The sequence below is a fragment of the Altererythrobacter sp. MTPC7 genome, from assembly GCF_042851395.1.
Taxonomy (GTDB): Bacteria; Pseudomonadota; Alphaproteobacteria; order Sphingomonadales; family Sphingomonadaceae; genus CAJXSN01.
In genome coordinates this window covers 13,969-36,482 of the sequence record NZ_BTGS01000015.1, presented here as the reverse complement: position 1 = coordinate 36,482, position 22,514 = coordinate 13,969, and the positions used below count along the sequence as shown (strand labels likewise).

General features: G+C 63.5%; 24 protein-coding genes. 14 read left to right on the top strand and 10 right to left on the bottom strand.

Going from position 1 to position 22,514, the window contains the following annotated elements; all coding sequences use genetic code 11:
• Positions 1 to 2: 2 nt before the first annotated feature.
• Entirely contained in the window at positions 3 to 2,396 is a 2,394-nt protein-coding gene (locus tag ACGHJ7_RS12700; protein WP_390478282.1) for a putative bifunctional diguanylate cyclase/phosphodiesterase, read from the bottom strand.
• Between the two features lie 132 nt (positions 2,397 to 2,528).
• On the opposite strand from ACGHJ7_RS12700, the gene ACGHJ7_RS12695 reads away from it, so the two are divergent.
• Positions 2,529 to 4,787: a transglycosylase domain-containing protein gene (locus tag ACGHJ7_RS12695; RefSeq protein ID WP_390478279.1), complete on the top strand. Its 2,259-nt coding sequence runs from the start codon at positions 2,529 to 2,531 to the stop codon at positions 4,785 to 4,787.
• Here ACGHJ7_RS12695 and ACGHJ7_RS12690 read toward each other — a convergent pair.
• Positions 4,784 to 5,251: a PaaI family thioesterase gene (locus ACGHJ7_RS12690; RefSeq protein WP_390478276.1), complete on the bottom strand. Its 468-nt coding sequence runs from the start codon at positions 5,249 to 5,251 to the stop codon at positions 4,784 to 4,786. The two genes, ACGHJ7_RS12695 and ACGHJ7_RS12690, sit on opposite strands and share 4 nt — an antisense overlap.
• Positions 5,241 to 5,693 (bottom strand): PaaI family thioesterase, encoded by a 453-nt coding sequence (locus tag ACGHJ7_RS12685; RefSeq protein ID WP_390478274.1) that lies wholly within the window; start codon positions 5,691 to 5,693, stop codon positions 5,241 to 5,243. Before ACGHJ7_RS12685 ends, ACGHJ7_RS12690 begins: the two co-directional genes overlap by 11 nt.
• Positions 5,694 to 5,820: 127 nt before the next feature.
• On the opposite strand from ACGHJ7_RS12685, the gene ACGHJ7_RS12680 reads away from it, so the two are divergent.
• Genes ACGHJ7_RS12680 through ACGHJ7_RS12670 form a run of 3 tightly spaced genes read left to right on the top strand, consistent with a single transcriptional unit; the run spans position 5,821 to position 7,840 of the window.
• Entirely contained in the window at positions 5,821 to 5,976 is a 156-nt protein-coding gene (locus tag ACGHJ7_RS12680) for a hypothetical protein (protein WP_390478272.1), read from the top strand.
• Between the two features lie 11 nt (positions 5,977 to 5,987).
• Entirely contained in the window at positions 5,988 to 6,947 is a 960-nt protein-coding gene (locus tag ACGHJ7_RS12675; RefSeq protein WP_390478269.1) for a hypothetical protein, read from the top strand.
• 2 nt (positions 6,948 to 6,949) lie between these two features.
• A complete protein-coding gene (locus tag ACGHJ7_RS12670; protein WP_390478267.1) occupies positions 6,950 to 7,840 on the top strand; it encodes a transposase in 891 nt (296 codons plus the stop codon).
• On the opposite strand, the gene ruvX is transcribed toward ACGHJ7_RS12670, so the two are convergent.
• Genes ruvX through pyrE form a run of 7 tightly spaced genes read right to left on the bottom strand, consistent with a single transcriptional unit; the run spans position 7,837 to position 13,303 of the window.
• Positions 7,837 to 8,325 carry a Holliday junction resolvase RuvX gene (ruvX, locus tag ACGHJ7_RS12665; RefSeq protein ID WP_390478264.1) on the bottom strand — a complete coding sequence of 163 codons (489 nt, stop codon included), beginning with the start codon at positions 8,323 to 8,325 and terminating at the stop codon, positions 7,837 to 7,839. The genes ACGHJ7_RS12670 and ruvX overlap by 4 nt on opposite strands.
• Complete coding sequence (locus ACGHJ7_RS12660) at positions 8,307 to 9,557, bottom strand: DUF3089 domain-containing protein (protein ID WP_390478261.1); 1,251 nt, start codon at positions 9,555 to 9,557, stop codon at positions 8,307 to 8,309. The genes ruvX and ACGHJ7_RS12660 overlap by 19 nt, the downstream gene beginning before the upstream one ends.
• Before the next feature lies 1 nt (position 9,558).
• Positions 9,559 to 10,680, bottom strand: a complete 1,122-nt coding sequence (locus ACGHJ7_RS12655) for an AI-2E family transporter (RefSeq protein WP_390478258.1) — start codon at positions 10,678 to 10,680, stop codon at positions 9,559 to 9,561.
• The gene (gene lepB, locus ACGHJ7_RS12650; RefSeq protein WP_390478255.1) at positions 10,677 to 11,549 is read right to left on the bottom strand and encodes a signal peptidase I; all 873 of its coding nucleotides are present in this window, start codon (positions 11,547 to 11,549) and stop codon (positions 10,677 to 10,679) included. Before lepB ends, ACGHJ7_RS12655 begins: the two co-directional genes overlap by 4 nt.
• A gap of 31 nt (positions 11,550 to 11,580) precedes the next feature.
• Complete coding sequence (gene acpS, locus ACGHJ7_RS12645; protein ID WP_390478252.1) at positions 11,581 to 11,982, bottom strand: holo-ACP synthase; 402 nt, start codon at positions 11,980 to 11,982, stop codon at positions 11,581 to 11,583.
• On the bottom strand, positions 11,979 to 12,725 hold the full coding sequence (locus ACGHJ7_RS12640) for a pyridoxine 5'-phosphate synthase (RefSeq protein ID WP_390478249.1): 747 nt from the start codon (positions 12,723 to 12,725) through the stop codon (positions 11,979 to 11,981). The genes acpS and ACGHJ7_RS12640 overlap by 4 nt, the downstream gene beginning before the upstream one ends.
• A complete protein-coding gene (gene pyrE, locus ACGHJ7_RS12635) occupies positions 12,722 to 13,303 on the bottom strand; it encodes an orotate phosphoribosyltransferase (protein ID WP_390478247.1) in 582 nt (193 codons plus the stop codon). Before pyrE ends, ACGHJ7_RS12640 begins: the two co-directional genes overlap by 4 nt.
• A 239-nt stretch (positions 13,304 to 13,542) precedes the next feature.
• On the opposite strand from pyrE, the gene coxB reads away from it, so the two are divergent.
• The 10 genes from coxB (at position 13,543) to ACGHJ7_RS12585 (ending at position 22,504) form a co-directional block, all read left to right on the top strand.
• Positions 13,543 to 14,649, top strand: a complete 1,107-nt coding sequence (gene coxB, locus ACGHJ7_RS12630; protein WP_390478332.1) for a cytochrome c oxidase subunit II — start codon at positions 13,543 to 13,545, stop codon at positions 14,647 to 14,649.
• A gap of 101 nt (positions 14,650 to 14,750) precedes the next feature.
• A complete protein-coding gene (ctaD, locus tag ACGHJ7_RS12625) occupies positions 14,751 to 16,472 on the top strand; it encodes a cytochrome c oxidase subunit I (protein ID WP_390478244.1) in 1,722 nt (573 codons plus the stop codon).
• A 109-nt stretch (positions 16,473 to 16,581) separates the two neighbouring features.
• Positions 16,582 to 17,505 carry a heme o synthase gene (locus ACGHJ7_RS12620; RefSeq protein ID WP_390478241.1) on the top strand — a complete coding sequence of 308 codons (924 nt, stop codon included), beginning with the start codon at positions 16,582 to 16,584 and terminating at the stop codon, positions 17,503 to 17,505.
• A gap of 8 nt (positions 17,506 to 17,513) precedes the next feature.
• Complete coding sequence (locus ACGHJ7_RS12615; RefSeq protein ID WP_390478239.1) at positions 17,514 to 17,639, top strand: hypothetical protein; 126 nt, start codon at positions 17,514 to 17,516, stop codon at positions 17,637 to 17,639.
• On the top strand, positions 17,639 to 18,226 hold the full coding sequence (locus ACGHJ7_RS12610; RefSeq protein ID WP_390478238.1) for a cytochrome c oxidase assembly protein: 588 nt from the start codon (positions 17,639 to 17,641) through the stop codon (positions 18,224 to 18,226). The genes ACGHJ7_RS12615 and ACGHJ7_RS12610 overlap by 1 nt, the downstream gene beginning before the upstream one ends.
• Before the next feature lie 92 nt (positions 18,227 to 18,318).
• Positions 18,319 to 19,140 (top strand): cytochrome c oxidase subunit 3, encoded by an 822-nt coding sequence (locus tag ACGHJ7_RS12605; protein WP_390478236.1) that lies wholly within the window; start codon positions 18,319 to 18,321, stop codon positions 19,138 to 19,140.
• 5 nt (positions 19,141 to 19,145) lie between these two features.
• Positions 19,146 to 19,541: a DUF983 domain-containing protein gene (locus tag ACGHJ7_RS12600; protein ID WP_390478233.1), complete on the top strand. Its 396-nt coding sequence runs from the start codon at positions 19,146 to 19,148 to the stop codon at positions 19,539 to 19,541.
• Complete coding sequence (locus ACGHJ7_RS12595; RefSeq protein ID WP_390478230.1) at positions 19,538 to 20,161, top strand: SURF1 family protein; 624 nt, start codon at positions 19,538 to 19,540, stop codon at positions 20,159 to 20,161. Before ACGHJ7_RS12600 ends, ACGHJ7_RS12595 begins: the two co-directional genes overlap by 4 nt.
• Positions 20,162 to 20,201: 40 nt before the next feature.
• A complete protein-coding gene (thrC, locus tag ACGHJ7_RS12590) occupies positions 20,202 to 21,602 on the top strand; it encodes a threonine synthase (protein WP_390478228.1) in 1,401 nt (466 codons plus the stop codon).
• Positions 21,602 to 22,504: a class I SAM-dependent methyltransferase gene (locus ACGHJ7_RS12585; RefSeq protein ID WP_390478225.1), complete on the top strand. Its 903-nt coding sequence runs from the start codon at positions 21,602 to 21,604 to the stop codon at positions 22,502 to 22,504. The genes thrC and ACGHJ7_RS12585 overlap by 1 nt, the downstream gene beginning before the upstream one ends.
• The last annotated feature ends 10 nt before the right edge of the window (positions 22,505 to 22,514 follow it).

Below are 22,514 nucleotides of genomic sequence, written 5' to 3'. Positions count from 1 at the left end.
CGTCAGGCGGACTTGCGGCCCACGCCGGGCTGTTTCTCCGTATCGGTGGCCGCCGCCTTCAGTTGTGATACCTTCGCCGGCTTCGCGCGGGCAGCGCGAAGCTCGGCACCGTGTTCCAGCTCTGCAGCCGGCCGGGCGTGGTCGAACAGGAACCCCTGGACGGACGTGCAGCCCGTTGCGCGAATGCGTTCGAGCTGCTCGGAATGCTCCACGCCCTCGGCCGTGGTCCGCATCTTGAGCTTGCCTGCCAGGCCGACGACCGCGTTGACGATGGCGTCGCTGTCTTCCTTGTTGGCGATGTCGCGCACGAAGCAGCGATCGATCTTGATGCGATCGAACGGGAAACTGCGCAGGTAGTTGAGGGAGGAATATCCGGTCCCGAAATCGTCGAGCGCAATCTGCACGCCGATATCGCGGATGCGGTGCAGCAGTTCGATATTCTCGTCATTGTCCTGCATCAGCAGCGATTCGGTGATTTCCAGCTCCAGCCGCTGCGGCGCGACCCCGCTGGCGGCAAGCGCGCCGACAATCGTGTTGAGAAGCCCCTCGTCGCGCATCTGCGCAGGAGACAGGTTCACGGACACGGTCAGATGCTCGGGCCAGTTGGCCGCCTCGTTCAGCGCTTCGCGCAGGACCCAGGAACCGATCGCCATGATCTGCCCCGTCTCCTCCGCAATGGGGATGAAGACGGCGGGGCTGACATCGCCGCGCTCGGGATGATGCCAGCGGAGCAGCGCTTCGTAACCGACGGTTTCGGTTGTCGCAGCGTCTTTCAGCGGCTGGTACTGCACTTCCAGTTCCCCGCGCGACAGCGCAGCCCTGAGGTCGAGCTCGAGCGCGCGGCGGTCCTGCACTTCCTTCTGCATGCCGGGGTCGAACACGCTCGCCCCGCTGCGACCGCGCGACTTGGCATCGTAGAGCGCAAGGTCGGCGGCCTTCAGGACGTCCTCGCCGGTGATGCCGTTGTCGGGCGCAAAAGCGACGCCCACGCTGGCCCCGATGGGAAGGGGCTGGACCTGACCGTCGATCTCGATCGGATCGTCCATCGCTGACACGATCGCCTGCGCGATGCCGAGCGCTTCCTGGCGGTCGGCGAGCCTGTCCAGGAGAACGGCAAACTCGTCGCCGCCAAGCCGTGCCACCATGTTGGAATTGCCGACGGCCTGTTCGATCCGGCGTCCGGCCTCGGCCAGGACCGTATCGCCGATGGCATGGCCGTGCGTATCGTTGATCGCCTTGAAGTGATCCAGGTCGACGTAAAGGATACCCAATATCTGGTCGTGGTCCTGCCGGTCGAAGGCGCGGCGCAGTGTGGTGTTGAACAGGCTGCGATTGGGCAGGTTGGTCAGCACGTCGTAATGCGCCATGTAGGTGACCTTGGCCTCTGCCCGGCGCGAGCGGGAGATATCGGCCATGAACCCTCGCCAGCAATCGAGATTGCCCTCGCCGTCGTAGATCGGGCGCGCGCTGATCGACCACCAGCAGCTTTCGCCTTCGATGGTGAGCGGGATGACCAGGCCACGAAAATTGTCTTCCTTCTCGCCGAGGACACGCAATTCGTCGCGTTCCGGACAGTCGTCGAACAGGAGGGAAAGCCGCATTCCGTCGAGCTCTTCCGCCGACCGGGCAGCGGCCTTGCAGAAACGGGCATTGGGACGAAGGATGCGGCCATCCTCGTCGCATTCGAACAGCCAGTCGCTGCCGTCTTCGTCATACTGGTTCAGCAGGAGCTGGATGGTCTCGCTCGCTTCCCTCAGGCGGCGCGTACGCAGGCGGCGCGTCGCGAACAGGAAGTGAAGGTTGAAGACCGCCCAATGCAGGAAGAGGAACCCGGAACAGGCCAGGATCGCCGCCATCAGGACAGGGCCCGAATGGAAGGCGACCAGCGGAACGGTGGTTGCCGCTGCATAGATGGCCGTCGCCAGGATTGCGCGGCGAGGCATCGCCACCATGCACAGGGCATCGACGAACATGATGAACAAAGCGCTCATCGCGATGATCGGCGCATATGCGGGAGGAGCGATGGAAAGACCGACCGCCGTCACGCCGCCCCAGAAGAGCGCCCGAACGATGACGAGATCGCGGTAAGAGGCATAGTTCTGCCTGTGCGACTGCGTGCGCGACGCGATCCGTTTCTCGATCTGGATCTGGCGGACGATAATGGCAAAGCCGCCAGCTGCGAAGATCCCCAGCAATATGGCATTCGCGAAGGTCGCATAGATAATCAGACCGGCTGCAAGGCGGGCAGCATCCCATCCGAGGTAGGGGAAGGCCGCCGTATGATTGAGCTTGCAACGCGCCCACCATTCCACGTCCCTGTCGGCAACGCGGTGATTGATGAGATTGAGGAGCAGAAACTCCCTGACGGACTGTTTTTGCAACCAGCTATTCAGCATCGACCCCTTAACCCTCGCCGAAAATTTTGTGGTGAGAGCCGTTTAGGTCCGGGTGGTTAAGATGATGTTGCCGCTGAATAGCCCGCAAACGAAGCTCTCGTCTTTACCGTGTTAATGGTCTAATACAGTCTGATGCGTCGCTTTTTCCGTCGATCCCGCCAGACAGAGGGCGAACCGTCCCGTCACGAGGGGTATTACGCCATCGCGGACAGTCCGGCAGCGGGCTGGAGCGAGGAAGACGACTGGGATGCAGAGGCCGACTGGGACGACCGGCCGGGAGGCGTAGACCGGGACCCCTTCGAAAACGAGGTGGATCGGGAATCCCGCGGACAAGGACGAACCGGCTGGCGTCGTCTGCTGACGTGGAAATGGTTCAGGCGCGGCCTCCTGCTGTTTGCCGCCGTCGTCATATTGCTGATCGGCTACCTGGCGATAACCGCTCCGCTCTCGAAGTCGCTTCAGCCGGTTGTCCCGCCGCAGGTCACGCTGCTTGCATCCGACGGCACCCCGATCGCGCGCAGTGGCGCGGTTACGGAGCCTCCAGTGCCTGTATCGGAGCTTCCGCCCCACGTGGTCGATGCGTTCCTGAGCGTCGAGGACCGGCGGTTCTATTCGCATTGGGGAGTTGATCCGCGCGGTCTGGCGCGAGCCGCCTGGTCCAATGCCACGGGCGGAACCGTCCAGGGCGGCAGCACCATCACCCAGCAATTGGCGAAGTTCACCTTCCTGACGCCGGAACGCAGCCTGACCCGAAAGGCGCGAGAGATGCTCATCGCCTTCTGGCTGGAGAGCTGGCTGACCAAGGACGAGATCCTGACGCGCTATCTCGCCAATGCGTATTTCGGGGACAATACGTACGGATTGCACGCCGCCAGCCTGCACTATTTCCATCGCCGGCCGCAAAACCTGACTGTGGCGCAGGCCGCCATGCTTGCGGGCCTTGTGCAGGCGCCGTCCTACCTCGCGCCGAGTAAGCATTACCAGCGCGCCGAAGAGCGCATGCGCGTCGTGCTGGGTACCATGGTGGCGGCGGGGCACCTGACGCAGGCGGAAGCGGACGCGGTGAAGGCCCCTGCGCTCGATATCCGCCGTGGCGACGTGATGCCGACTGGGACCTATTTCGCGGACTGGGCACTGCCGCAGGCCCGGGATCGCGTGGAAAGCGGTTATGCCCGGCAGACCCTGACCACCACGCTGGATGCCCGGTTGCAGACAATTGCGCGTGACGCGGTTGCCCGCGCTCCGCTGGGCGGCGCGCAGGCCGCGCTCGTCGCGATGCGCCGCAATGGCGAAGTCGTCGCCATGGTGGGGGGCAGGGATTATGCCAGCTCGCCCTTCAACCGCGCCACGCAGGCAAGGCGGCAGGCCGGATCGACCTTCAAGCTGTTCGTCTATCTAGCGGCGCTGGAGGCCGGGGCGCAGCCGGACGACGTCGTCAGCAACCTGCCGATCGAAACCGGTTCCTATCGGCCGAAGAATTCCGGTGGGAAGTACAGCGAGAGCCTGACACTGGAACAGGCCTTTGCCGCGTCCAGCAATGTCGCCACCGTTCGCCTGTTCGAACAGGTGGGGAGCGAGAATGTCATCGAAATGGCCCGCGCCTTCGGGATCGAGGCCTCGATGGACCAGGGCGATCCCAGCCTTGCACTGGGCACGGCCAGTATTCCCCTGATCGATCTCACCGCGGCTTATGCGGGCGTTGCCAGCAATGCCTTCCCGGTTGAGCCGACGGCGTTCCCCAAGCCGGAACAGGGCTGGTGGGACTGGTTCTGGAACGGGCCGGAAAGTCTGGGTTCCGCCGATCACGAGGCCATCGAGACGATGCTGCGTAGTGCCATCAACTCGGGAACGGGACGCGCGGCGATGCTCGCCGGACCCAATTACGGGAAGACCGGGACCACGCAGGACAACCGCGACGCGCTGTTCGTCGGTTATGCAGGGGACCTCGTGGTCGGCGTCTGGATCGGGAACGACGACAATTCGTCGCTTGGGGACATCTCCGGCGGCGGTGCCCCTGCTCGGATTTGGAAGGACTTCATGCGCCATGCCCTTGGCGCGCAGGACCGGGCGACCAATGGCGGCAGCGCGCCCAGAGCCGATCCGTCAGGTCCGGTGGAACCTCTCGACGTGCCCGAACCGTCCGACATTCCGTCCGACCTACCCGGCGACCTTCCGGGCGGGCCGGGTGATGTCAGCCTCAGAATGGAAGACGGCGAGGTCATCCTGCGGACCCGGGTCGAGGGCATTCCGATCGATGTGCGCCTTGGCGAAGGCGGCATGCGGATGGACGACGAGGCGATAGAGGAGGCTCGGCGCGAAGCGGAGGAAAGGGTTCGCGAAGAAATCGCCGAAGCGACCGAAAGAGCGCGCGAGACTGCAGGCGAGCGCTAGGTCCCGGATGTATCGGACGCCTCGGGAGCCTCATCCTCGATTTCGCCCATCAGGACATTCATCACAGCGGTCGCACGCGGCCTTGACCTGTCGTCCTGCCAGCATTCGACCTCCACATTGGCATTCCTGCGGCCCAGCTTGGTGATCCGCGCCTGCGCGTACAATGTCTCCGACTTCGCGCCGGCGAGGAACTGCATGGTGATGTTGATCGGCTTGAGCTGAACCTGCGTCCGCCCGTCCTTCTTCAAACGCATCCGGATTGCGCCGTAGCCTGCTGTTTCGAGCAGACCACTGATCGCGCCGCCATGATAGTGGGACGGCCGGCCCTGCACCGTATTGGAAAACGGCACGCTCAGGATGGGTTCGTCCTGCAGGTCATGGACGGTTATGCCCATCGACCGGGCGTATGGGGTGAGCAGCGCGTCCATGTCGGCAGGGTCGTTCGCAAACGTATCAACGGACATTTCTCGTTCCTCCACCGATGGCCATGAACACCCCGGCCATGTTCGCGACGGGATCGTCCGGATCGCCGTCATGCGCGATGCCTTTCACGAAGGCTGCAGAGCGCGTGAGGCGGTAGCACTGCGAACGGCCGAAAACGGCTTTGCGAACCTTTGCCGGACGCAGGTAATCCACCCGCAGGTCCAGCGTCGCAATTGGCCGGAATTCCCCCATCCGCGTCCAGATTGCCATCCCGCTCGCCATGTCCATCAGGCTGATGATGGGGCCGGAGGCGAGTACCGCGCGGTCCTCCTCCCCGATCAGGTCCTCGCGCCAGGGGAGCTCTATTTCCACCCAGTCGCCCCCGTGGTCCGCATAGCGCATGCCCAGCCAGCCATTATGGCTGCCCCCGAACATGAACGGCGCGAAGGTTTCGGGATCGAATTTGGCTTGCTCGTCAGTCATCGCTTCAACCCAGTGATAGAGGTCCGCCGCGATGACAATGTTTTAATTGTCCCGGTGGACCGGGGCGCGCCAGTTTCGCGATCCGCGTTGCCCATTCCGGGCCGCCGCAACAGGAGGGTCGCAAACCTTGAAACTACCTGAAATCAGTAACGACAGCCTGCCCGATCTCGAACGGGTGACCGGCGTTTTCGGCAGCCTGACCGACGGCGCCAGCGCCACGGTGGACGACCGCGTCGTGATCATCATGGTCTATCTCTACGACCATATGTCCCTCGGCCTCTAGGGGAGGCGGACATGGTTCCCTGTGCCGAACTTTCGGCCTTCATCGCCAACCGTTCGGCACAGGTTTCTGCCCAGCGCCTGATGACGCGTGCAGCCACTGCATGGCGGGAGTGCGAAGACGTGGCGCCCGTGGCGAAGGCCCTGCGAGATTATGGCGAAGGTTTTCCGCCGGATGGGTGCGCTGCGCTGTTCGATCTGATGTCTGATCCCGCAAAGGCCGAAGCGTTCGCAAGTGGGTTCCTGACGGCCATGGCAGCGGCCATGGCCGAACAGCCGCTGGGCCATCCATGTTTCTGGCACAGCATCGAAGGCGATTTCACCGCTGTCCACTTGCTGCATTCGGGACAGGCGACACTTTCCCTGGTGGTCGTCGAAGCGGACCCGGGTTCGCGGACAACACCCGTGGTTTCCGCCAGCTTCACCGCGACCGAGCGGCACGAGATCATCCTCACCGGAAAGGCCGAAGGGAAAATATACAGTCTCGAAAACCGGTCGAACCTTCGCCGCAACAACGGCCGAAAAGTCTTTGAAAAGGGACAGGTCCTGCATTTGCCTGCATGGACAGTGCGGGTGTTCCAGCGGGTTTCGGCTCCGCTCGTCAGCCTCCGCCTGTCGCACCGACCCCAGCCGATGCCCGTCACGAAGCAGGTGCGGCTCTCCGATGGAGCGGTGCTGCACGAGGCAGCGGGCGATCCGGTGGATACGCGTCACGAATTGATGGCGGCCCTCTTGGGCGAGATGCAGCATGAAGAGGCGACGCCGGCACTTGCGGCCTTTGCATCCCGTCCCGGCTTTTCCGGCGCCCGGTGGGAAGCGCTGCGCCGGACGCTTGCGCTCGACACGGAGACCGGTTTCCGGCTGCTGACGCGCATCGCCGACGATCCGGACGACCCATTAGCTGCAGACGCATACAGGCTGCGCGGTCGTCTTCTGGAATCCCATCCGGTCCTTGCGAATTTGGTGGAGGGCTGACCATGCCAGCTGTTATCGAGCCCGCGAAATGTGCGCCAATCTCCCTGGCAGAGGCCATCGCGAGGCTAGACGCACTCGACCCGGACTTCCGGGACGACGGGGATATTTCCGAAGCGGCCCGATGCCTGTTCGCACTCGACGCGAATCGCGCTTTCCTCGGCGATCTGATCGCTCGTGAGCTGAAGACAGGCCACAAGGAGGTGCCGGGCGAAAACGGTTACGGGCCTCAGGCTATCATGCTGTCCGGGGCCCGGCCCGGCTATTTCCTGCGCGCGAATATCTGGCCATCGCCGGGCGAAAGCGCTTTCCGATCGAGCGGGCCGGAAAGCTTCGTCTACGGACTGCCGCACGACCACAATTTCGATTTTCTGACCGTCGGTCACTTCGGGCCGGGTTATGGCAGCGACTATTACGAGTACGATTACGATACGGTCGCGGGCATTTCGGGCGAGCATGCAGGCCTGCGGTTCGCAGAACGGTCCATCCTGTCGCCGGGCCGAATGCTGCATTACAGGGCGCACCGGGACGTGCATGCGCAATTGCCGCCTACCAGCCTGTCCGTTTCGCTGAACATCGTTGCAGCGGACCCGGCGCGCAGCTGGTGCGACCAGTACCGCTTCGACGTCAGGGAAAACCGCGTCGCCGCAATCGTCAATTCCGGAGCGAGCGAAGCGCTGCTGCGATGCGGCATCGCCATGGGTCACGGCGAGACGCTGGATATGGCAGGCCGGTTCGCACGTCATCATCCGTGCGAGCGTCTGAGGCTGGCCGTTTTCGACGCTCGCAGCCGTATGGAAGTCGATGCCGACGCGGTGTGGCGCGAAGCGGAGTTGTCGGGCAGCCGCCTCGTCGCAGGGGAGGCCCGGCTGAGGCGGCAACAGCTGGAGCGCTAGAAAATCGCCCCGCCGGCAAGCCTGTCGATCGCGGCTTGCAGGATGATGGCCGCCGCGTGGCTGTCGATCCTTTCCGCCCGGCGGGCACGGCTGGTACCCTGGTCGATCATGGCGCTATCGGCACTCTGGGTCGACCAGCGCTCATCCCACAGCAGGATGGGCAGGTCGAACGCCTCCACCATGTTTCGGGCATAAGCGCGGCTGGCCTGCGCCCGCGGCCCCTCGCTCCCGTCCATGTTGCGGGGCAGGCCGATGACAATGCCTGCGACCTCTCGCGGAGCCATGATGGTGCGCATCGCCTCGCGGTCGCGGCCGAACTTGCCACGCGGCAGGGTCTTGCCCGCCGTGGCGAAACGCCATCCGGCATCGCAGGTCGCAATCCCAATGGTCTTGGTGCCGAGGTCGAGCGCCATCAACACACCGCCATCAGGCAGCGCATCGCCGAATTCCGCAGCGTTCTCGGTAATCAGCGCGCTGCTTCCCATGCCCGGACCCTGCTCACAACGTTTTGCTGGAGGTTCCGCCAGAACAGCGGGATGTCGTAGACGTGATAATTGTTCCCCGGCAGCACCGCGCTGCCGATTTCCGGCGGGTCGCCGATCAGCAGCAGCCCGCTTTCATCGCATCGCGCCGGAACGCCGCCGGGAACAAGCGAAGCGGAGGAGAAATCCTCTTCCGGTATGAGCGTACCCAGATTGGCGGAAGCAGGCGCGCTGCCATTAGCGCTACCTGTGATGGGATTGACGCACACGATCGGACCGTCGCCCCGCGGCTGCTCGTCGAACCCCGGCGTCATGCTGTAGCGCTCCATGACGAAAGAGGGATCGTTGTCGTCTGCGAAGCTCGACCAGGTCGAGATGCAGGCCGACTGGTCGACGCTGCCGCAGACGGGGAAGGGCAGGGCCGGGAGGTCATGCTCGACGGAAATCGGCCAGCCTATCGGATAGACGGCGGCGATCCTGTCCTCCAGCGGCGTTCCCGCCACGCGGTCCTGCAACAGGCGCAGGATATGCAGCGAACCCTGGCTGTGGCCGGCCAGCACGATTGGACGCTCGTCGTCGACGCTTTCGATGAAATAGGCGAAGGCCTGCTCGACATCGCGATAAGCGGCATCGATTGCCTTTTGCGCGTCGTCCCTGTCGGTCAGGAACGCGCCGACCGATGCCTGCCTGTATTTCGGGGCCCAAATCTCGTCCGCACGGTTGAACGCGCTGGCGAGCCCGCGCAGGAACAGCCGCGCCCGCAATTCCGCCTGTTCGTCGCCCAGCGCAGCGTTCCAGTTCACCTCGTCCCGGAAATTGACCGGGATGTAACTGGTGGGATGGACGAAGAAGACTGCGAAATCGGGGATATCCTCGGCGGGCACGATTTCTGCCCGGCGCGTCGTTTGCGGCGTCAGGTCTGCGCTACCCTCTGGAAGGCTGGCCTCCGTCGCCGGGTTTTCGGGCGACGGGGCGGGGGACGCGTCGTCCGCTTCCTCATCTTCGGCAATCGCAGGCTGATAACGCGAGGGATCATCCGTGCCGATGCCGGGCCGCGAATACCACATGTCCGGATCCTCGTAGGCATTCCGGGCGAGGGCATCCTGCTCCACGAATTCGCCGCGCGGGACGAGAGCGATCTCGGTCGCTTCTCTCGACCAGATGCTGAGCGCGAAGCCCGCAACGACCACCAGAACGACCAGGAAGACGATGAAGTAGAGGAATTTGCGCGCCAATTCAGGTTCCCGTTTGCATTGTTGCAACACCGTCGCTGTCTGCCTGCGACTGTATCGCCTCGTCGTTCTGCTCCGCTCGGCGTTCCAGCGCTACCTTCAGCATGGCCATCAGCGGATCGGCCAGCAGCAGGCCCAGTATACCGAACAGAATGCCGAGGATCAGCTGGGCGGCCAGTACCAGCGCCGGTGCAAGGTCGACGGTCTTCTTGGCGATCATCGGAATGACGACATAACCGTCGAAGGTCTGGACGAAGAAATAGATGCCGATGGTGTAGAGGCCGGTTTCCACGTCCACGCTGAAACCGACCATGGCCATCAGCAGCCCGGAAATCGGCGCGCCGATATTGGGAATGAACGCCAGCAGGCCTGTCAGGATGCCGAGCAGGGCCGCCATTGGCACATCGAACATGGTCAGGGCCAGGAAAGTCACGAACCCTTCGAACACCATGCCGAGAAGACGTCCGGCCATCAGGCGCCGCAAGGTATGGGCCATCCGGTCCAGTGTGACGCTGAAGGATTGGCGGCTGCTGCGCGGGGCAAACCATTCGACACCGCGTTCGTAAAGCCTAGGCTCGAAAGCGACGTAGATCCCGATGATGACGATAAGGATTGCCGTTGCCACCCCGCCTGCAAGGCCCGTGAGCGCCTTAGTGACCGTACCGACGCCGCTCAGGACCTGGCTGCTCATGGACTGGAGTTGCGACAGGGAAACGGCAATGCCGTTCGCCTCGGCCCATTGCTCGATCAGTGTCGCCTGCCGCTCCACGATGGATGGCAGTTCGGCGGCCTGCTGCGCGATCTGCGCGCCGGCGAATGTAACCAGCCAGTAAAAGAACGCGACGACGCCGATCAGGACCAGCGAAACGCGCCAGCGCCGACCGATCGGCAGTACCCGGCCCAGAAGGCGCGAGCCGCCATCGATCATCGATGCGAAGACGAGCGCACCGAAAATCACCAGCAGGCTTTGCGAGATATAGACGGCGAGTGCGACCAGCCCGATGACCGAGACCCAGACGAAGGCGCGGTTTGCCTCTTGCCGCAGCCGCGGATCGAGGATGAATGCCGGGCTGGAGCCGTGCGTTTCAGGCCCCTTGTCGTCGGTATCGGGCCCTGCTTCGCTCATGCGACGGGATCGGTTTCCGCATCGGCCGGCGGCGTGCTCATCTCCGGCCGCAGGCTGGTCCAGGCCCGCCCGCTACGCATCGCGGCAAACCAGCTGATCGGGTTCCATGACGCCGTACCGTCGAGCGAGAAGGTAATGAACTCGGCCCGGCCGCCGATATTCTCGAACGGGATGGGGCCACCAAGTCCCTGTTCCATGATGCTGGCGCGGCTGTCTGCCGAATGGTCGCGGTTGTCGCCCATTACGAAGACGTGACCTTCGGGAATCAGGATTTCGTCCATGTTGTCGAGCGGGTAATCGGGCTGGTGATCGAATATCCGGTAGGTCGCGCCGTTGGGCAGCGTTTCCTGGTATGTCGGGATGCGGCAGACCTCCTCGCCGTTTTCCGTGCGGGCCTGGAGCCCCGGATAATCGAAGGTGGTGCAGGGCGAATTGGGATCGACCGGGACTTCGATGGCCGGCACGACTTCCTGCGGCACGGGTTCCCCGTTCAGCACGAGCTGGCCGTTCGTCACTGCGATCCGGTCCCCCGGCAGGGCGACGACGCGCTTGATATAGTCTTCGTCCCGTTCGGGATGAACCGGGATGACGATATCGCCATATTCCGGGACGCTGCCGAAGACGCGCCAGTCACCGCGCGGGGCCATGTGGAAACTGATCGAGGCCCAGCTATAGCCATACGGGTATTTGCTCACCACCAGCCGGTCACCGACCAGCAGGTTCGGCATCATGGATTGGGAAGGGATGTAGAACGGTTTCGCGATGAAGCTGTGAAACGCCACGACGGCGAGAAGCATCAGTGCCAGCCCGCGTATCTCTGCGAACCAGTTCACTTTCTCGTCGTCTTTTTTCTTGGTCTTGTCGGTCACGGGATTGTCGGTATCCGTAGGTGGGTCTGGATCAGATCGGGTGGGCCTCGATGATCACGAAGGCTTGTGCCCATGGGTGATCGTCGGTGAGGGTGAGGTGAATGACCGCCTCATGGCCATCGGGCGTCAGTTCCGCAAGCCGCTTGGCCGCGCCGCCTTCCAGCGCCAGGGTCGGCGCACCGGATTTTGCGTTCACGACGCCGATGTCCTTCATGAAGACCCCGCGGCGAAAACCGGTTCCAACCGCCTTGGAGAACGCCTCCTTGGCGGCGAAACGCTTGGCATAGGTGCCAGCGATGGTGAAGGGGCGGCGCCGCGCCTTGGCGCGCTCCGTTTCGGTGAAGACGCGGTTTTCGAACCTTTCCCCGAACCGGTCGAGCGAGTTCTGGATGCGCTCGATATTGCAAAGGTCCGATCCCAGCCCGATGATCATCGCACTTCGTCCATCAGGTCGCGCATCCGCCGGACGGCGTTTTCCAGGCCGACGAACACCGCCTCGCCAATGAGGTAATGACCGATATTCAATTCCGCGAGCTGGGGAATGGCGGCAATCGGCTGCACGTTCTCGTAGGTGAGGCCGTGGCCCGCATGGGGCTCGATCGCGTTCTTCGTCGCCAGCGCCGCCATGTCGGCAATCCGCTTTACCTCGCTCGAGACTTTCTCGCGGTCATCGTCGAGGCAGGCGTGGGCATATTCTCCGGTATGAAATTCCACGATGTCCGCGCCCAGGCGAATGGCAGCATCCAGTTGCCGCTCCTCTGCCTCGATGAACAGGGACACGCGGATGCCGGCATCGACCAGGTTTGTGACGATGGGCGCCAGCTGGTTGTGCAGGCCGGCCGCATCCAGCCCGCCCTCCGTCGTCCGCTCTTCCCGCTTTTCCGGCACAATACAGGCGGCATGCGGCTTATGGGCGAGGGCGATGGCCAGCATTTCGTCGGTCGCCGCCATTTCGAGATTAAGCGGCAGGCCGGTCGCCTCCTGGATCCGTTTCAGGTCGCCATCGCGGATGTGACGCCGGTCTTCGCGCAGATGGGCCGTGATCCCGTCGCCGCCGACTGCCGCAACGATCTGCGCGGCGCGCACCGGATCGGGATGGTCGCCGCCCCGGGCGTTCCGGATGGTCGCCACATGGTCGATATTCACGCCGAGGCGCAGTTTCGCGGCAGCGTTCAAGATGCGCGGCTCCCTGGCTTGGTCACGGGCACGGCTGCCAGCTCTTCGGGGACGTCTTCATCGGCATAGGTCGGGAAGTTCAAGGCGACGAGCGGATAGAATGGTACCCCGAGGTCGACCGAACCGCCCGACCTGTCGACGAGCGACACTTCGGCGATCACCTCGCCGCCTTCATTGCCGACCGCCTTTATCGCCTCGCGGCTGGAAAGACCGGTGGTGACCACGTCCTCCACCATCAGCACCTTCGCGCCGGGTTGCAGAGCGAATCCGCGCCGCAGGTGAAAGACTCCGTCCGGGCGCTCGAGGAACATTGCGTCCTTGTCCAGCGCGCGGCCCATTTCGTGGCCGATAATCAGGCCGCCCATGGCCGGGGACACCACGCAATCGATCTGCTGACGCAGTTCGCGGGGGATATTTCGCGCCATCGCAGCCGCCAGGCGGGCCGCGCGTTCCGCGTTCATGAGGACGCGCGCACATTGCAGATAGAACGCGCTGTGGCGTCCCGACGACAGGAGGAAATGCCCTTCGAGCAGGGCGTCGCAGCTACGGAATTCGGCAAGTACGTCTTCGTCCGTCATCGGGTCCTCGATACTGTTGCAAGGCCATTATGGGGCGCCGATCTGGGCTGGCAATTGCAAGCGACACCACGGGGCTTGCGGAAAAATGTCCGTAGAAGCGCTTGAGACAGTGGGCAAGCGTCCGTATAGGCCGCGCAGTCCGGCTGCCCTATATGGCAGGCGAAGCCCCCCTGTGCGGGGCAAACTACAGATGCCAGATGGCCAGCAATGGCCGGAAATTGGGAAGCTTGTTCGCAATGATGACTACCGCCCGGCCTACTGCCACCCTCCGCGCCTTGGCGATGCTGTTTGCCGCCGTTCTTCTGGCATTCGGCGCACAGGCCGCTTTCGCGCAGGACGTATCGCTTGTCCCGGAGGCCGGCAGGGTCGGTGAAATCGATCCTGCCGCTTCGGCAGAAGTTGCCGACAGTGACGAAGTGGCCCCCGGTGCGGATGCGGCCGGCTACGAATATTACGGCCCAGAAATGATCAAGGGTCAGCCGACCGCCTTCGAAGACGATGCGCTGGCCAGCATGACCTTCCAGGACCAGTACACCGAAAACGGCGAATATGCGCAGTGGATGCATGACATCATCCTGATGCCGATCATCACGGTTATCAGCCTGTTCGTCCTCGGCCTGCTGCTGTGGGTGGTCGCGAAATATCGTCGCCGCGAAGGTCGCGAGCCTTCGAAGACGACGCACAATACGCTGGTCGAGGTGGTGTGGACAATCGTTCCCGTCATCATCCTCGTCGTGATTGCCGTTCCGTCCATCACGCTGCTGGCGCGCCAGTACGAAACGCCGCCGGCCGATGCCATTACGATCAAGGCGACCGGTTACCAGTGGTACTGGGGCTACACCTATCCCGACCAGGGCGGCTTCGAGATCATTTCGAACATGATGCCCGAGGAAGAAGCTCTGACGAAGGGCCTGCCGGGCCAGCTGGCTGTCGATAACCGGATGGTTGTTCCGGTCGGTGTGCCGCTTCGTATCCAGACCACCGCCGCCGACGTCATTCACTCATTCGCCGTGCCGAGCCTGTGGTTCAAGCTCGACGCCGTACCGGGCCGCCTGAACGAGCGCCTGCTGACGATCGACGAGCCGGGCATCTATTACGGCCAGTGCTCCGAGCTTTGCGGCGCGCGTCACGGCTACATGCCGATCGCTATCGAGGCTGTCCCGATGGAGCGGTATCGCCAGTGGGTCGCGGCACAGGGCGGTACGTTCGGTGAAGAGGAAGAGACCGCTCCGGAAGCCGCTCCGCTGCAGGATCCGGAAAGCTCCGTCCCGGGCGCTCCGGGTGCTGGCGCCCCGGCCACGATCGACACCGCTCCCGAAGGCGCGGACGCGCTCGACACCGAGTAAGACAGGGCACGTTCCCCTGTCCGTAGTGACACCGGGGAGCGGCAGGACTAATGATAATCGCCGCGAAGGCGACCAGACGCTAAGAGAAACGAGACCGAACGATGGCTACCACCGCTGAAGGCTACCAGGCCCACACAGAGGATACGGCTCACGGCGCACATCACGACGCCGATCACAAGCCGGGCTTCTTCGCCCGCTGGTTCATGTCCACCAACCACAAGGACATCGGTACGATGTACCTGATTTTCGCGATTTTCGCGGGGATCATCGGTGGCGGCATCTCGGGGATCATGCGCGCAGAGCTGGCCGAGCCGGGTATCCAGGTCCTGGGTTACTGGGTCGAACTGATGGGCGGCGAGGCTGCTTTCGACGCCAACCTGCACATGTGGAACGTCCTGATCACGGCGCACGGCCTGATCATGGTCTTCTTCATGGTCATGCCGGCCATGATCGGCGGCTTCGGCAACTGGTTCGTCCCGCTCATGATCGGCGCGCCCGACATGGCGTTCCCGCGGATGAACAACATCTCGTTCTGGCTGACCGTGGTCGGCTTCATCTCGCTGCTGTTCTCCCTGTTCGTGCCGGGCGGCACGGGTCTGGGTGCGGGCACGGGCTGGACCGTATACGCGCCTCTCTCGACGAGCGGATCGACCGGTCCGGCCGTCGACTTCGCGATTTTCTCGCTTCACCTCGCGGGCGCAGGCTCGATCCTCGGCGCGACGAACTTCATTACCACGATCTTCAACATGCGTGCACCGGGCATGACCCTGCACAAAATGCCGCTGTTCGTGTGGTCGGTCCTGGTGACCGCGTTCCTGCTGCTCTTGGCCCTGCCGGTCCTGGCAGCCGCCATCACCATGCTGCTGACGGACCGTAACTTCGGTACGACCTTCTTCGACCCGGCAGGCGGCGGCGACCCAGTTCTCTACCAGCACCTGTTCTGGTTCTTCGGTCACCCCGAGGTCTACATCATGATCCTGCCGGGCTTCGGCATGGTCAGCCAGATCGTGGCGACGTTCAGCCGCAAGCCCGTGTTCGGCTATCTCGGCATGGCCTACGCCATGGTCGCGATCGGCGTCGTCGGCTTCATCGTGTGGGCGCACCACATGTATACCGTCGGTCTCGACGTGAACACGAAGATGTACTTCACCGCCGCGACGATGGTCATCGCCGTGCCGACCGGTGTTAAGATTTTCAGCTGGATCGCCACGATGTGGGGCGGCAGCCTGGAATTCAAGTCGCCCATGGTGTGGTCGCTCGGCTTCATCTTCCTGTTCACCGTCGGCGGTGTGACGGGCGTGGTCCTTGCCAATGGCGGTATCGACGACAACCTGCACGACACTTACTATGTGGTGGCGCATTTCCACTACGTGCTGTCGATGGGTGCGGTCTTCTCGATGTTCGCGGGCTTCTATTACTGGTTCCCGAAAATGAGCGGCCGCTGGCACAGCGAGTTCCTGAGCCACCTTCACTTCTGGCTGTTCTTCATCGGCGTGAACGTGATCTTCTTCCCGATGCACTTCCTCGGGATGCAGGGCATGCCGCGGCGCTATCCGGACTATACGGCAGCCTACGCCTACTGGAACGAGATCGCTTCCTACGGCTATCTCATCATGGCCGGTTCGATGCTCGTGTTCTTCGTGAACCTTGCCTACGCCTTCACCGCGGGCCGCAAGGCTGAAGCGAATACGTGGGGCGCAGGTGCGACGACGCTGGAATGGACGCTGCCCAGCCCGCCGCCGTATCACCAGTTCGAAACCCTCCCGGTGATCGAAGACCATCACGATTACCACGATCACATGTCTTCGCCTGCCAAGGCGTAAGCGACCGGTTCGCCAGTCAGCGGACCGACGCAGACCAGAGATCGAGGGGGCGCATCAGCGATGGTGCGCCCCCTGTTGCAGGAAAACCGATAGAGAACTGTAAGATCCGATGACCGCCGCGACACCCTCTGCCAACGCACTGCCGAGCGACTGGCGCGATTTCTTCGCGCTGACCAAGCCGCGCGTCATGAGCCTGGTGATTTTTACCGGGCTGTGCGGATTGCTGGCGGCGCCTGTCGGCATCAACCCGGTTATCGGCTTTACTGCGATCCTGTGCATCGCACTGGGCGCGGGCGGGGCCGCCACGCTGAACCAGTGGTGGGAAAGCGACCTCGATGCGGGGATGAAGCGGACGAAGGACCGCCCGATCCCCGGTGGCAGGATGGCGAGGGGCGATGCCCTGACTTTCGGCCTCCTGTTGTCGGCATTCTCGGTCATGACGATGGGGCTCGCCGTACACTGGCTGGCAGCCGGCGTGCTGCTGGTGTCGATCATCTACTACGCCGTCGTCTACACCATGTGGCTGAAGCCGCGCACACCGCAGAACATCGTCATCGGGGGCGGGGCAGGGGCGTTTCCGCCACTGATCGGGTGGATTGCCGCGACCGGTGAGATCACGGCGATGCCGCTGCTGCTTTTCGCCATCATCTTCATGTGGACGCCCCCGCATTTCTGGGCGCTGGCACTTTTCGTGCAGTCGGATTACGCGAAAGTCGGCATCCCGATGATGCCGGTCGTCCGCGGCGAGGTCAGCACCCGCAAGCAGATCCTCATTTACGCCGTACTGCTCCTGCCTATCGCCATAGCGCCGTGGCTGATCGGCGGTACGGGTGTTATCTACGGCATCGCAGCGCTGGTCCTGACGCTCGCCTTCATTGCGCTGAGCGTTCCGGTCGCGACGCGCCGCAGCGTCGAAGGCGATACGATGAAGCCGGAAAAGCGGCTGTTCGCCTTCAGCATCCTGTATCTCTTCGCCCTGTTCGCCGTACTGGTCCTAGACCGGTATGTGACGCCGCTGCTGGACACTGTATGATGCCTTCCATGACACCTGAAGAACAAGCCGAACTGGAACGCCGCCGCAAGTCGCGCAATGTCGCGCTCGGCCTGCTGCTGCTGTTTTTCGTCGTCCTGTTCTACGCCATCACCATCGTCAGGATGGGCGACTGATGGCAAGCATCCCCGTAGACGAGAATCGCAACGCCCGGACCGGCCTGATGGCGATCGGCCTGGCATTGGCCATGCTCGGCCTTGGCTACGCCGCCGTACCGCTTTACGATCTCTTCTGCCGGGTGACCGGTTTCGGCGGAACGACACAGGTGGCAAGCGAAGCCGACGCCGCGATTGCAGAGCGGTTGGCCGCCAGTGCCGGGGCGAAGCCGATTTCCGTCCGGTTCGATGCCAGCACCGCGCGCGACGTGCCATGGGTCTTCCAGCCGGCGCAGGCGACCGACACGGTGCAGATCGGCGTGCGCGACATGGCATTCTATACCGCGAAGAACACGTCTTCCGTCCCGATTACCGGCACGGCGACCTTCAATGTCGAACCGGAACAGGCGGGTAAATACTTCAACAAGATTCAGTGCTTCTGTTTCACGGAGCAGACGCTGCAACCGGGGCAGGAAGTGCGGATGCCGGTTCTGTATTACGTCGATCCCGCCATTCTCGAGGACGAAAACGCGAAGGGCGTGGAGCAGATCACGCTGAGCTACACCTTCCACAAGGCAATTCCGGGCGAGAGCGACGAAGAAAGCTGACACTTGCGGGCACCCGCCCTCTAGACCACCGCGCGCTGCCGTATTAGGGGCAGCCATACGAATTCAGGACTACCAAGCAGGATACGCGACCCATGGCCGGTAACGTCAATCACGACTATCACATTCTCGATCCCGACATCTGGCCGCTGGTCGGTGCCTTTTCGGGCCTGACCTTCACGTCCGGCATGGTTCTCTACATGCACGACATGGCGAACGCCTGGCTGGTTCTGGGGCTCGGTATCGCAGGTCTGATCGCAACGTTCTGGGGCTGGTTCTCGAAAGTCGTGAACGAGGCGGAGCGCGGCGACCACACGCCTGTCGTGCAGCTTCACATGCGTTACGGCATGATCCTGTTCATCGCGTCCGAAGTGATGTTCTTCGTCGGCTGGTTCTGGAGCTGGTTCGACTTCGCCCTGTTCCCGAGCGAGCTTTCCGAAGTCGTCGGCGGCGTCTGGCCGCCTGCCGCGATCGAGGAAGTCCTCAATCCGTTCGATCTCCCGCTGCTCAACACGCTGATCCTGCTGTGTTCGGGCACGACCGTGACCTGGGCCCACCATTCGCTGCTGAACGGCGACCGCGAAGGCCTGAAGAAGGGTCTGTGGGCAACGATCCTGCTGGGCGCGCTGTTCACCTTCGTCCAGGTGTACGAATATGGCGTCGCGCCGTTCGCTTTCGGCGGCAACACCTACAGCTCGGCGTTCTACATGGCGACCGGTTTCCACGGGTTCCACGTCCTGATCGGTACGATCTTCCTGATCGTCTGCCTTGCCCGTACGTACAAGGGCCACTTCACCCCGCGCCAGCACTTCGGTTTCGAAGCTGCGGCCTGGTACTGGCACTTCGTCGACGTCGTGTGGCTGTTCCTGTTCATCGTCGTCTATGTCTGGGGCGGCTGGGGCGCCGAATACCACTGATGGCAGTGACCGGTTCAGGCGGCTCGCCGGACCACGAAAAGGGGCAGCCCGCCATCTGGCAGGCTGCCCTTTTCGGTTTGTGTCCGCGTTGCGGGGAGCGCACTCTGTTTCGCGGGATCGTCAGCTTTGCTGCGACCTGCCGCGCTTGCGGTCTTGATTTCGCCAAGTTCAATGTGGGCGACGGACCTGCCGCTTTCCTTATCCTGCTCGTCGGGACTCTTGTGGTCGGGCTGGCCACATGGATGGAGGTTGCCCTGGCACCGCCCGTGTGGATCCACGCAATCTTGTGGCTGCCATTGATCACTGTCCTGACGCTTGTCGGCCTGAGACTGGCGAAGGGGGCTCTGATCGCGTCGGAATTCCGGCACGGCGCGCGCGAAGCACGGAGCAATCACGGGTGACGAAGAAACTTCCCCTGATACCGACCATCATCGTCCTGGTCGCCGTGCTGGTCATGATCCGCCTGGGATTCTGGCAGCTGGACCGCGCGGACGAGAAGGACGCGATGCTGGCCCGCTATGCCGGGGCCGGCGAAATTGCCGCGCCGGTCCGATACCCGCGATCCGAAGAGGCGGCAGAGCCCGTCCTCTATCGTCGCAGTTCGGTCGAATGCGAGCGGGTTGTCGAACGGCGTGCAACCGCCGGGACCAGCGAACGCGGCGCGAAGGGCTGGGCGCAGATTGCCCGGTGCGAACTGGCAGGTGGCGGCGAGACGGAAATCGCGCTCGGTTGGACCAGAGCGCCCGGCGGCCCGCAATGGACCGGCGGGCAGGTGACGGGAATCATAGCGCCGGGTCCGCGCCTGCTTGCCGATCCGCCGCGAGCGGGACTTATCGCCCTTGCACCGCCCGACCCTGCCGATCTGCCCAACAACCATCTGGCCTATGCCGGCCAGTGGTTCTTCTTCGCCCTCACGGCGCTCGTCATTTATTTCTTGGCGATCCGGCGCCGTCTTCGTGACGGGGATGGCGATGTTCGCACGGCGCGGCAGGTGGACGATCTCGACCATGATGAAGACTAGCTTTCTTGTCGCAGCCGCGGGCCGCCGCTAGCACCCCGCCATGCGCTACGTATCGACCCGCGGCTCCGCCCCCGTCCTCGACTTCGAAGGGGTGACCCTTGCCGGCCTCGCCAGCGATGGCGGGCTTTACCTGCCGGAAGAATGGCCGCAATTCTCCGCTGCCGAAATCACGGCCATGCGCGGGCTCCCCTACGCCGAAGTCGCTGCCCGGGTGATGGAGCCCTTCATCGGCGATTCGCTGACGCCCGAAAGGCTGCGCGAACTGACCGAGCAGGCCTATGGCCGCTTCTCGCACAAGGCCGTGGTTCCGCTGGTGCAGATGGACCAGCAGCACTGGCTGATGGAGCTGTTTCACGGACCGACTCTGGCGTTCAAGGACGTTGCCCTGCAAATGCTGGGCCTGCTGTTCGAGGAATTCCTGTCCCGCCGCGGGAAAAAGCTGACCCTGGTCGGCGCAACCAGCGGCGATACGGGGAGCGCGGCCATCGACGCTGTGGCGGGGCGCGACGGGGTTGAGATATTCATGCTCCATCCCGAAGGCCGCATCAGCGACGTGCAGCGTCGCCAGATGACGACCGTTCTCGCGCCCAATGTCTACAACATCGCGATTTCCGGCAGTTTCGACGACGGACAGGCCGCGGTAAAGCGCATGTTCGGCGATGACGCGCTGAAGGGCACGCTGAGGCTTGGCGCGGTCAATTCGATCAACTGGGCGCGGCTTCTGGCGCAGGTCGTCTATTACTTCACCAGCGCCCTGCAGCTCGGCGCGCCGGACCGACCGATCGCCTTCAGCGTTCCCACCGGCAATTTCGGCGATGTGTTCGCTGGCTATGTCGCAGCGAAAATGGGCCTGCCGGTCGCGAAACTGGTGGTGGCGACCAATGTGAACGATATCCTCCACCGCGCTCTCTCGGCAGGCGATTATTCCGCTGGAGAAGTCACCCCGACTGCAGCGCCCAGCATGGACATACAGGTCAGTTCTAATTTCGAGCGGTTGCTGTTCGATTGCGGCGGGCGCGACGGAGCTGCACTGGCCACGCAAATGGCAGGGTTCGAGACAAGCCGCGCCATGATGCTGAGCGACCTTCAGCGAAGCAGTGCTGCGGAACTCTTCACCAGCATACGGGTCGATCAGGACGCCATGGCGCAGACCATGCGGCGCGCGCATCAATATTGCGGGCAGGTCATCGACCCGCACACGGCCATCGGTTTCGACGCCGCGATGAAGGCCGATTTGCCGTCCGATGTCCAGGTGGTCACACTGGCAACAGCGCATCCGGCGAAATTCCGCGATGCGGTGGAGCGCGCAACCGGAACGCGGCCAGCGCTCCCGGCAAGAATGGGCGACCTGTTCTCGCGCGAGGAACGGTGCGTATCCCTGCCGGGGGATTACGAAGCCCTGACCGCTTACATCCTCGAACACGCCAGCCCGAGCGCCTGATGGCGCAGCTTGTCGAACAACCCGTCGTCATGGCGGGCGAGGGGTGGGACGACTACACCCTTGTCGACAGCGGCGAGGGCCGCAAGCTGGAGCAGTTCGGGCCTTACCGCTTTATCCGTCCGGAACCGCAGGCGATGTGGTCGCCCCGGTTCAATCAGGATGGAGAGGACTGGCAGGCCGACGGCGAATTCATCCCCGGCGCGGACGAGGATGGCGGCGGGCGCTGGCAACTTTCACCCGATGTGCCGCAGGAGGGCTGGCCGCTGGCGTGGCGCGAAACTCGCTTCACAGCTCACAATACGCCGTTCCGCCATCTCGGATTCTTCCCCGACATGGCCCCCGTCTGGGACTGGATGCGTTCGGAACTGGCGGGAACGCCGGATGCCAGCACGATGAACCTGTTCGGCTATACCGGGGTGGGCACGCAGGCATTGAGTGATTGCGGCCCGGTGACCCATGTCGACGCATCGAAGAAATCGGTCGCGCAGGCGCGTGACAATGCTGCACTGGCGGAAATGGACGATCGCCCGATCCGCTGGCTGGTGGACGACGCCGCCAAATTCGCCGCACGCGAGGTGAGGCGCGGCAAGAGGTATGACGGCATCATTCTCGATCCGCCGAAGTTCGGGCGCGGTCCGAAGAACGAGACCTGGCGTATCGAGGAGGGGCTCGCCCCGCTGGTGCGCGATTGCCGTGCTCTGCTGGACAGTGACAGCCGCTTCCTGTTCCTGACCGTCTATGCCGTGCGGATGAGCAGCCTCTCGCTCGGCGCATTGCTGGCGGACATTTTCGCTGATCTGCCCGGCAGTATCGAGCATGGCGACCTCGCCGTGCGCGAGACGGGCGAGGATGGTCGCTTGCTGCCGACGGCAATCTTCGCGCGCTGGTCGAATCCGCGCTAGACAGTCGCCC

What these genes read in the sequence shown, in the direction of transcription:
- ACGHJ7_RS12700 (WP_390478282.1), bottom strand. Translation starts at nt 2,396, where the DNA reads ATGCTGAATAGCTGGTTGCAAAAACAGTCCGTCAGGGAGTTTCTGCTC.
- ACGHJ7_RS12695 (WP_390478279.1), top strand. Translation starts at nt 2,529, where the DNA reads ATGCGTCGCTTTTTCCGTCGATCCCGCCAGACAGAGGGCGAACCGTCC.
- ACGHJ7_RS12690 (WP_390478276.1), bottom strand. Translation starts at nt 5,251, where the DNA reads ATGTCCGTTGATACGTTTGCGAACGACCCTGCCGACATGGACGCGCTG.
- ACGHJ7_RS12685 (WP_390478274.1), bottom strand. Translation starts at nt 5,693, where the DNA reads ATGACTGACGAGCAAGCCAAATTCGATCCCGAAACCTTCGCGCCGTTC.
- ACGHJ7_RS12675 (WP_390478269.1), top strand. Translation starts at nt 5,988, where the DNA reads ATGGTTCCCTGTGCCGAACTTTCGGCCTTCATCGCCAACCGTTCGGCA.
- ACGHJ7_RS12670 (WP_390478267.1), top strand. Translation starts at nt 6,950, where the DNA reads ATGCCAGCTGTTATCGAGCCCGCGAAATGTGCGCCAATCTCCCTGGCA.
- ruvX (WP_390478264.1), bottom strand. Translation starts at nt 8,325, where the DNA reads ATGGGAAGCAGCGCGCTGATTACCGAGAACGCTGCGGAATTCGGCGAT.
- ACGHJ7_RS12655 (WP_390478258.1), bottom strand. Translation starts at nt 10,680, where the DNA reads ATGAGCGAAGCAGGGCCCGATACCGACGACAAGGGGCCTGAAACGCAC.
- acpS (WP_390478252.1), bottom strand. Translation starts at nt 11,982, where the DNA reads ATGATCATCGGGCTGGGATCGGACCTTTGCAATATCGAGCGCATCCAG.
- pyrE (WP_390478247.1), bottom strand. Translation starts at nt 13,303, where the DNA reads ATGACGGACGAAGACGTACTTGCCGAATTCCGTAGCTGCGACGCCCTG.
- coxB (WP_390478332.1), top strand. Translation starts at nt 13,543, where the DNA reads ATGACTACCGCCCGGCCTACTGCCACCCTCCGCGCCTTGGCGATGCTG.
- ctaD (WP_390478244.1), top strand. Translation starts at nt 14,751, where the DNA reads ATGGCTACCACCGCTGAAGGCTACCAGGCCCACACAGAGGATACGGCT.
- ACGHJ7_RS12620 (WP_390478241.1), top strand. Translation starts at nt 16,582, where the DNA reads ATGACCGCCGCGACACCCTCTGCCAACGCACTGCCGAGCGACTGGCGC.
- ACGHJ7_RS12615 (WP_390478239.1), top strand. Translation starts at nt 17,514, where the DNA reads ATGACACCTGAAGAACAAGCCGAACTGGAACGCCGCCGCAAGTCGCGC.
- ACGHJ7_RS12610 (WP_390478238.1), top strand. Translation starts at nt 17,639, where the DNA reads ATGGCAAGCATCCCCGTAGACGAGAATCGCAACGCCCGGACCGGCCTG.
- ACGHJ7_RS12605 (WP_390478236.1), top strand. Translation starts at nt 18,319, where the DNA reads ATGGCCGGTAACGTCAATCACGACTATCACATTCTCGATCCCGACATC.
- thrC (WP_390478228.1), top strand. Translation starts at nt 20,202, where the DNA reads ATGCGCTACGTATCGACCCGCGGCTCCGCCCCCGTCCTCGACTTCGAA.
- ACGHJ7_RS12585 (WP_390478225.1), top strand. Translation starts at nt 21,602, where the DNA reads ATGGCGCAGCTTGTCGAACAACCCGTCGTCATGGCGGGCGAGGGGTGG.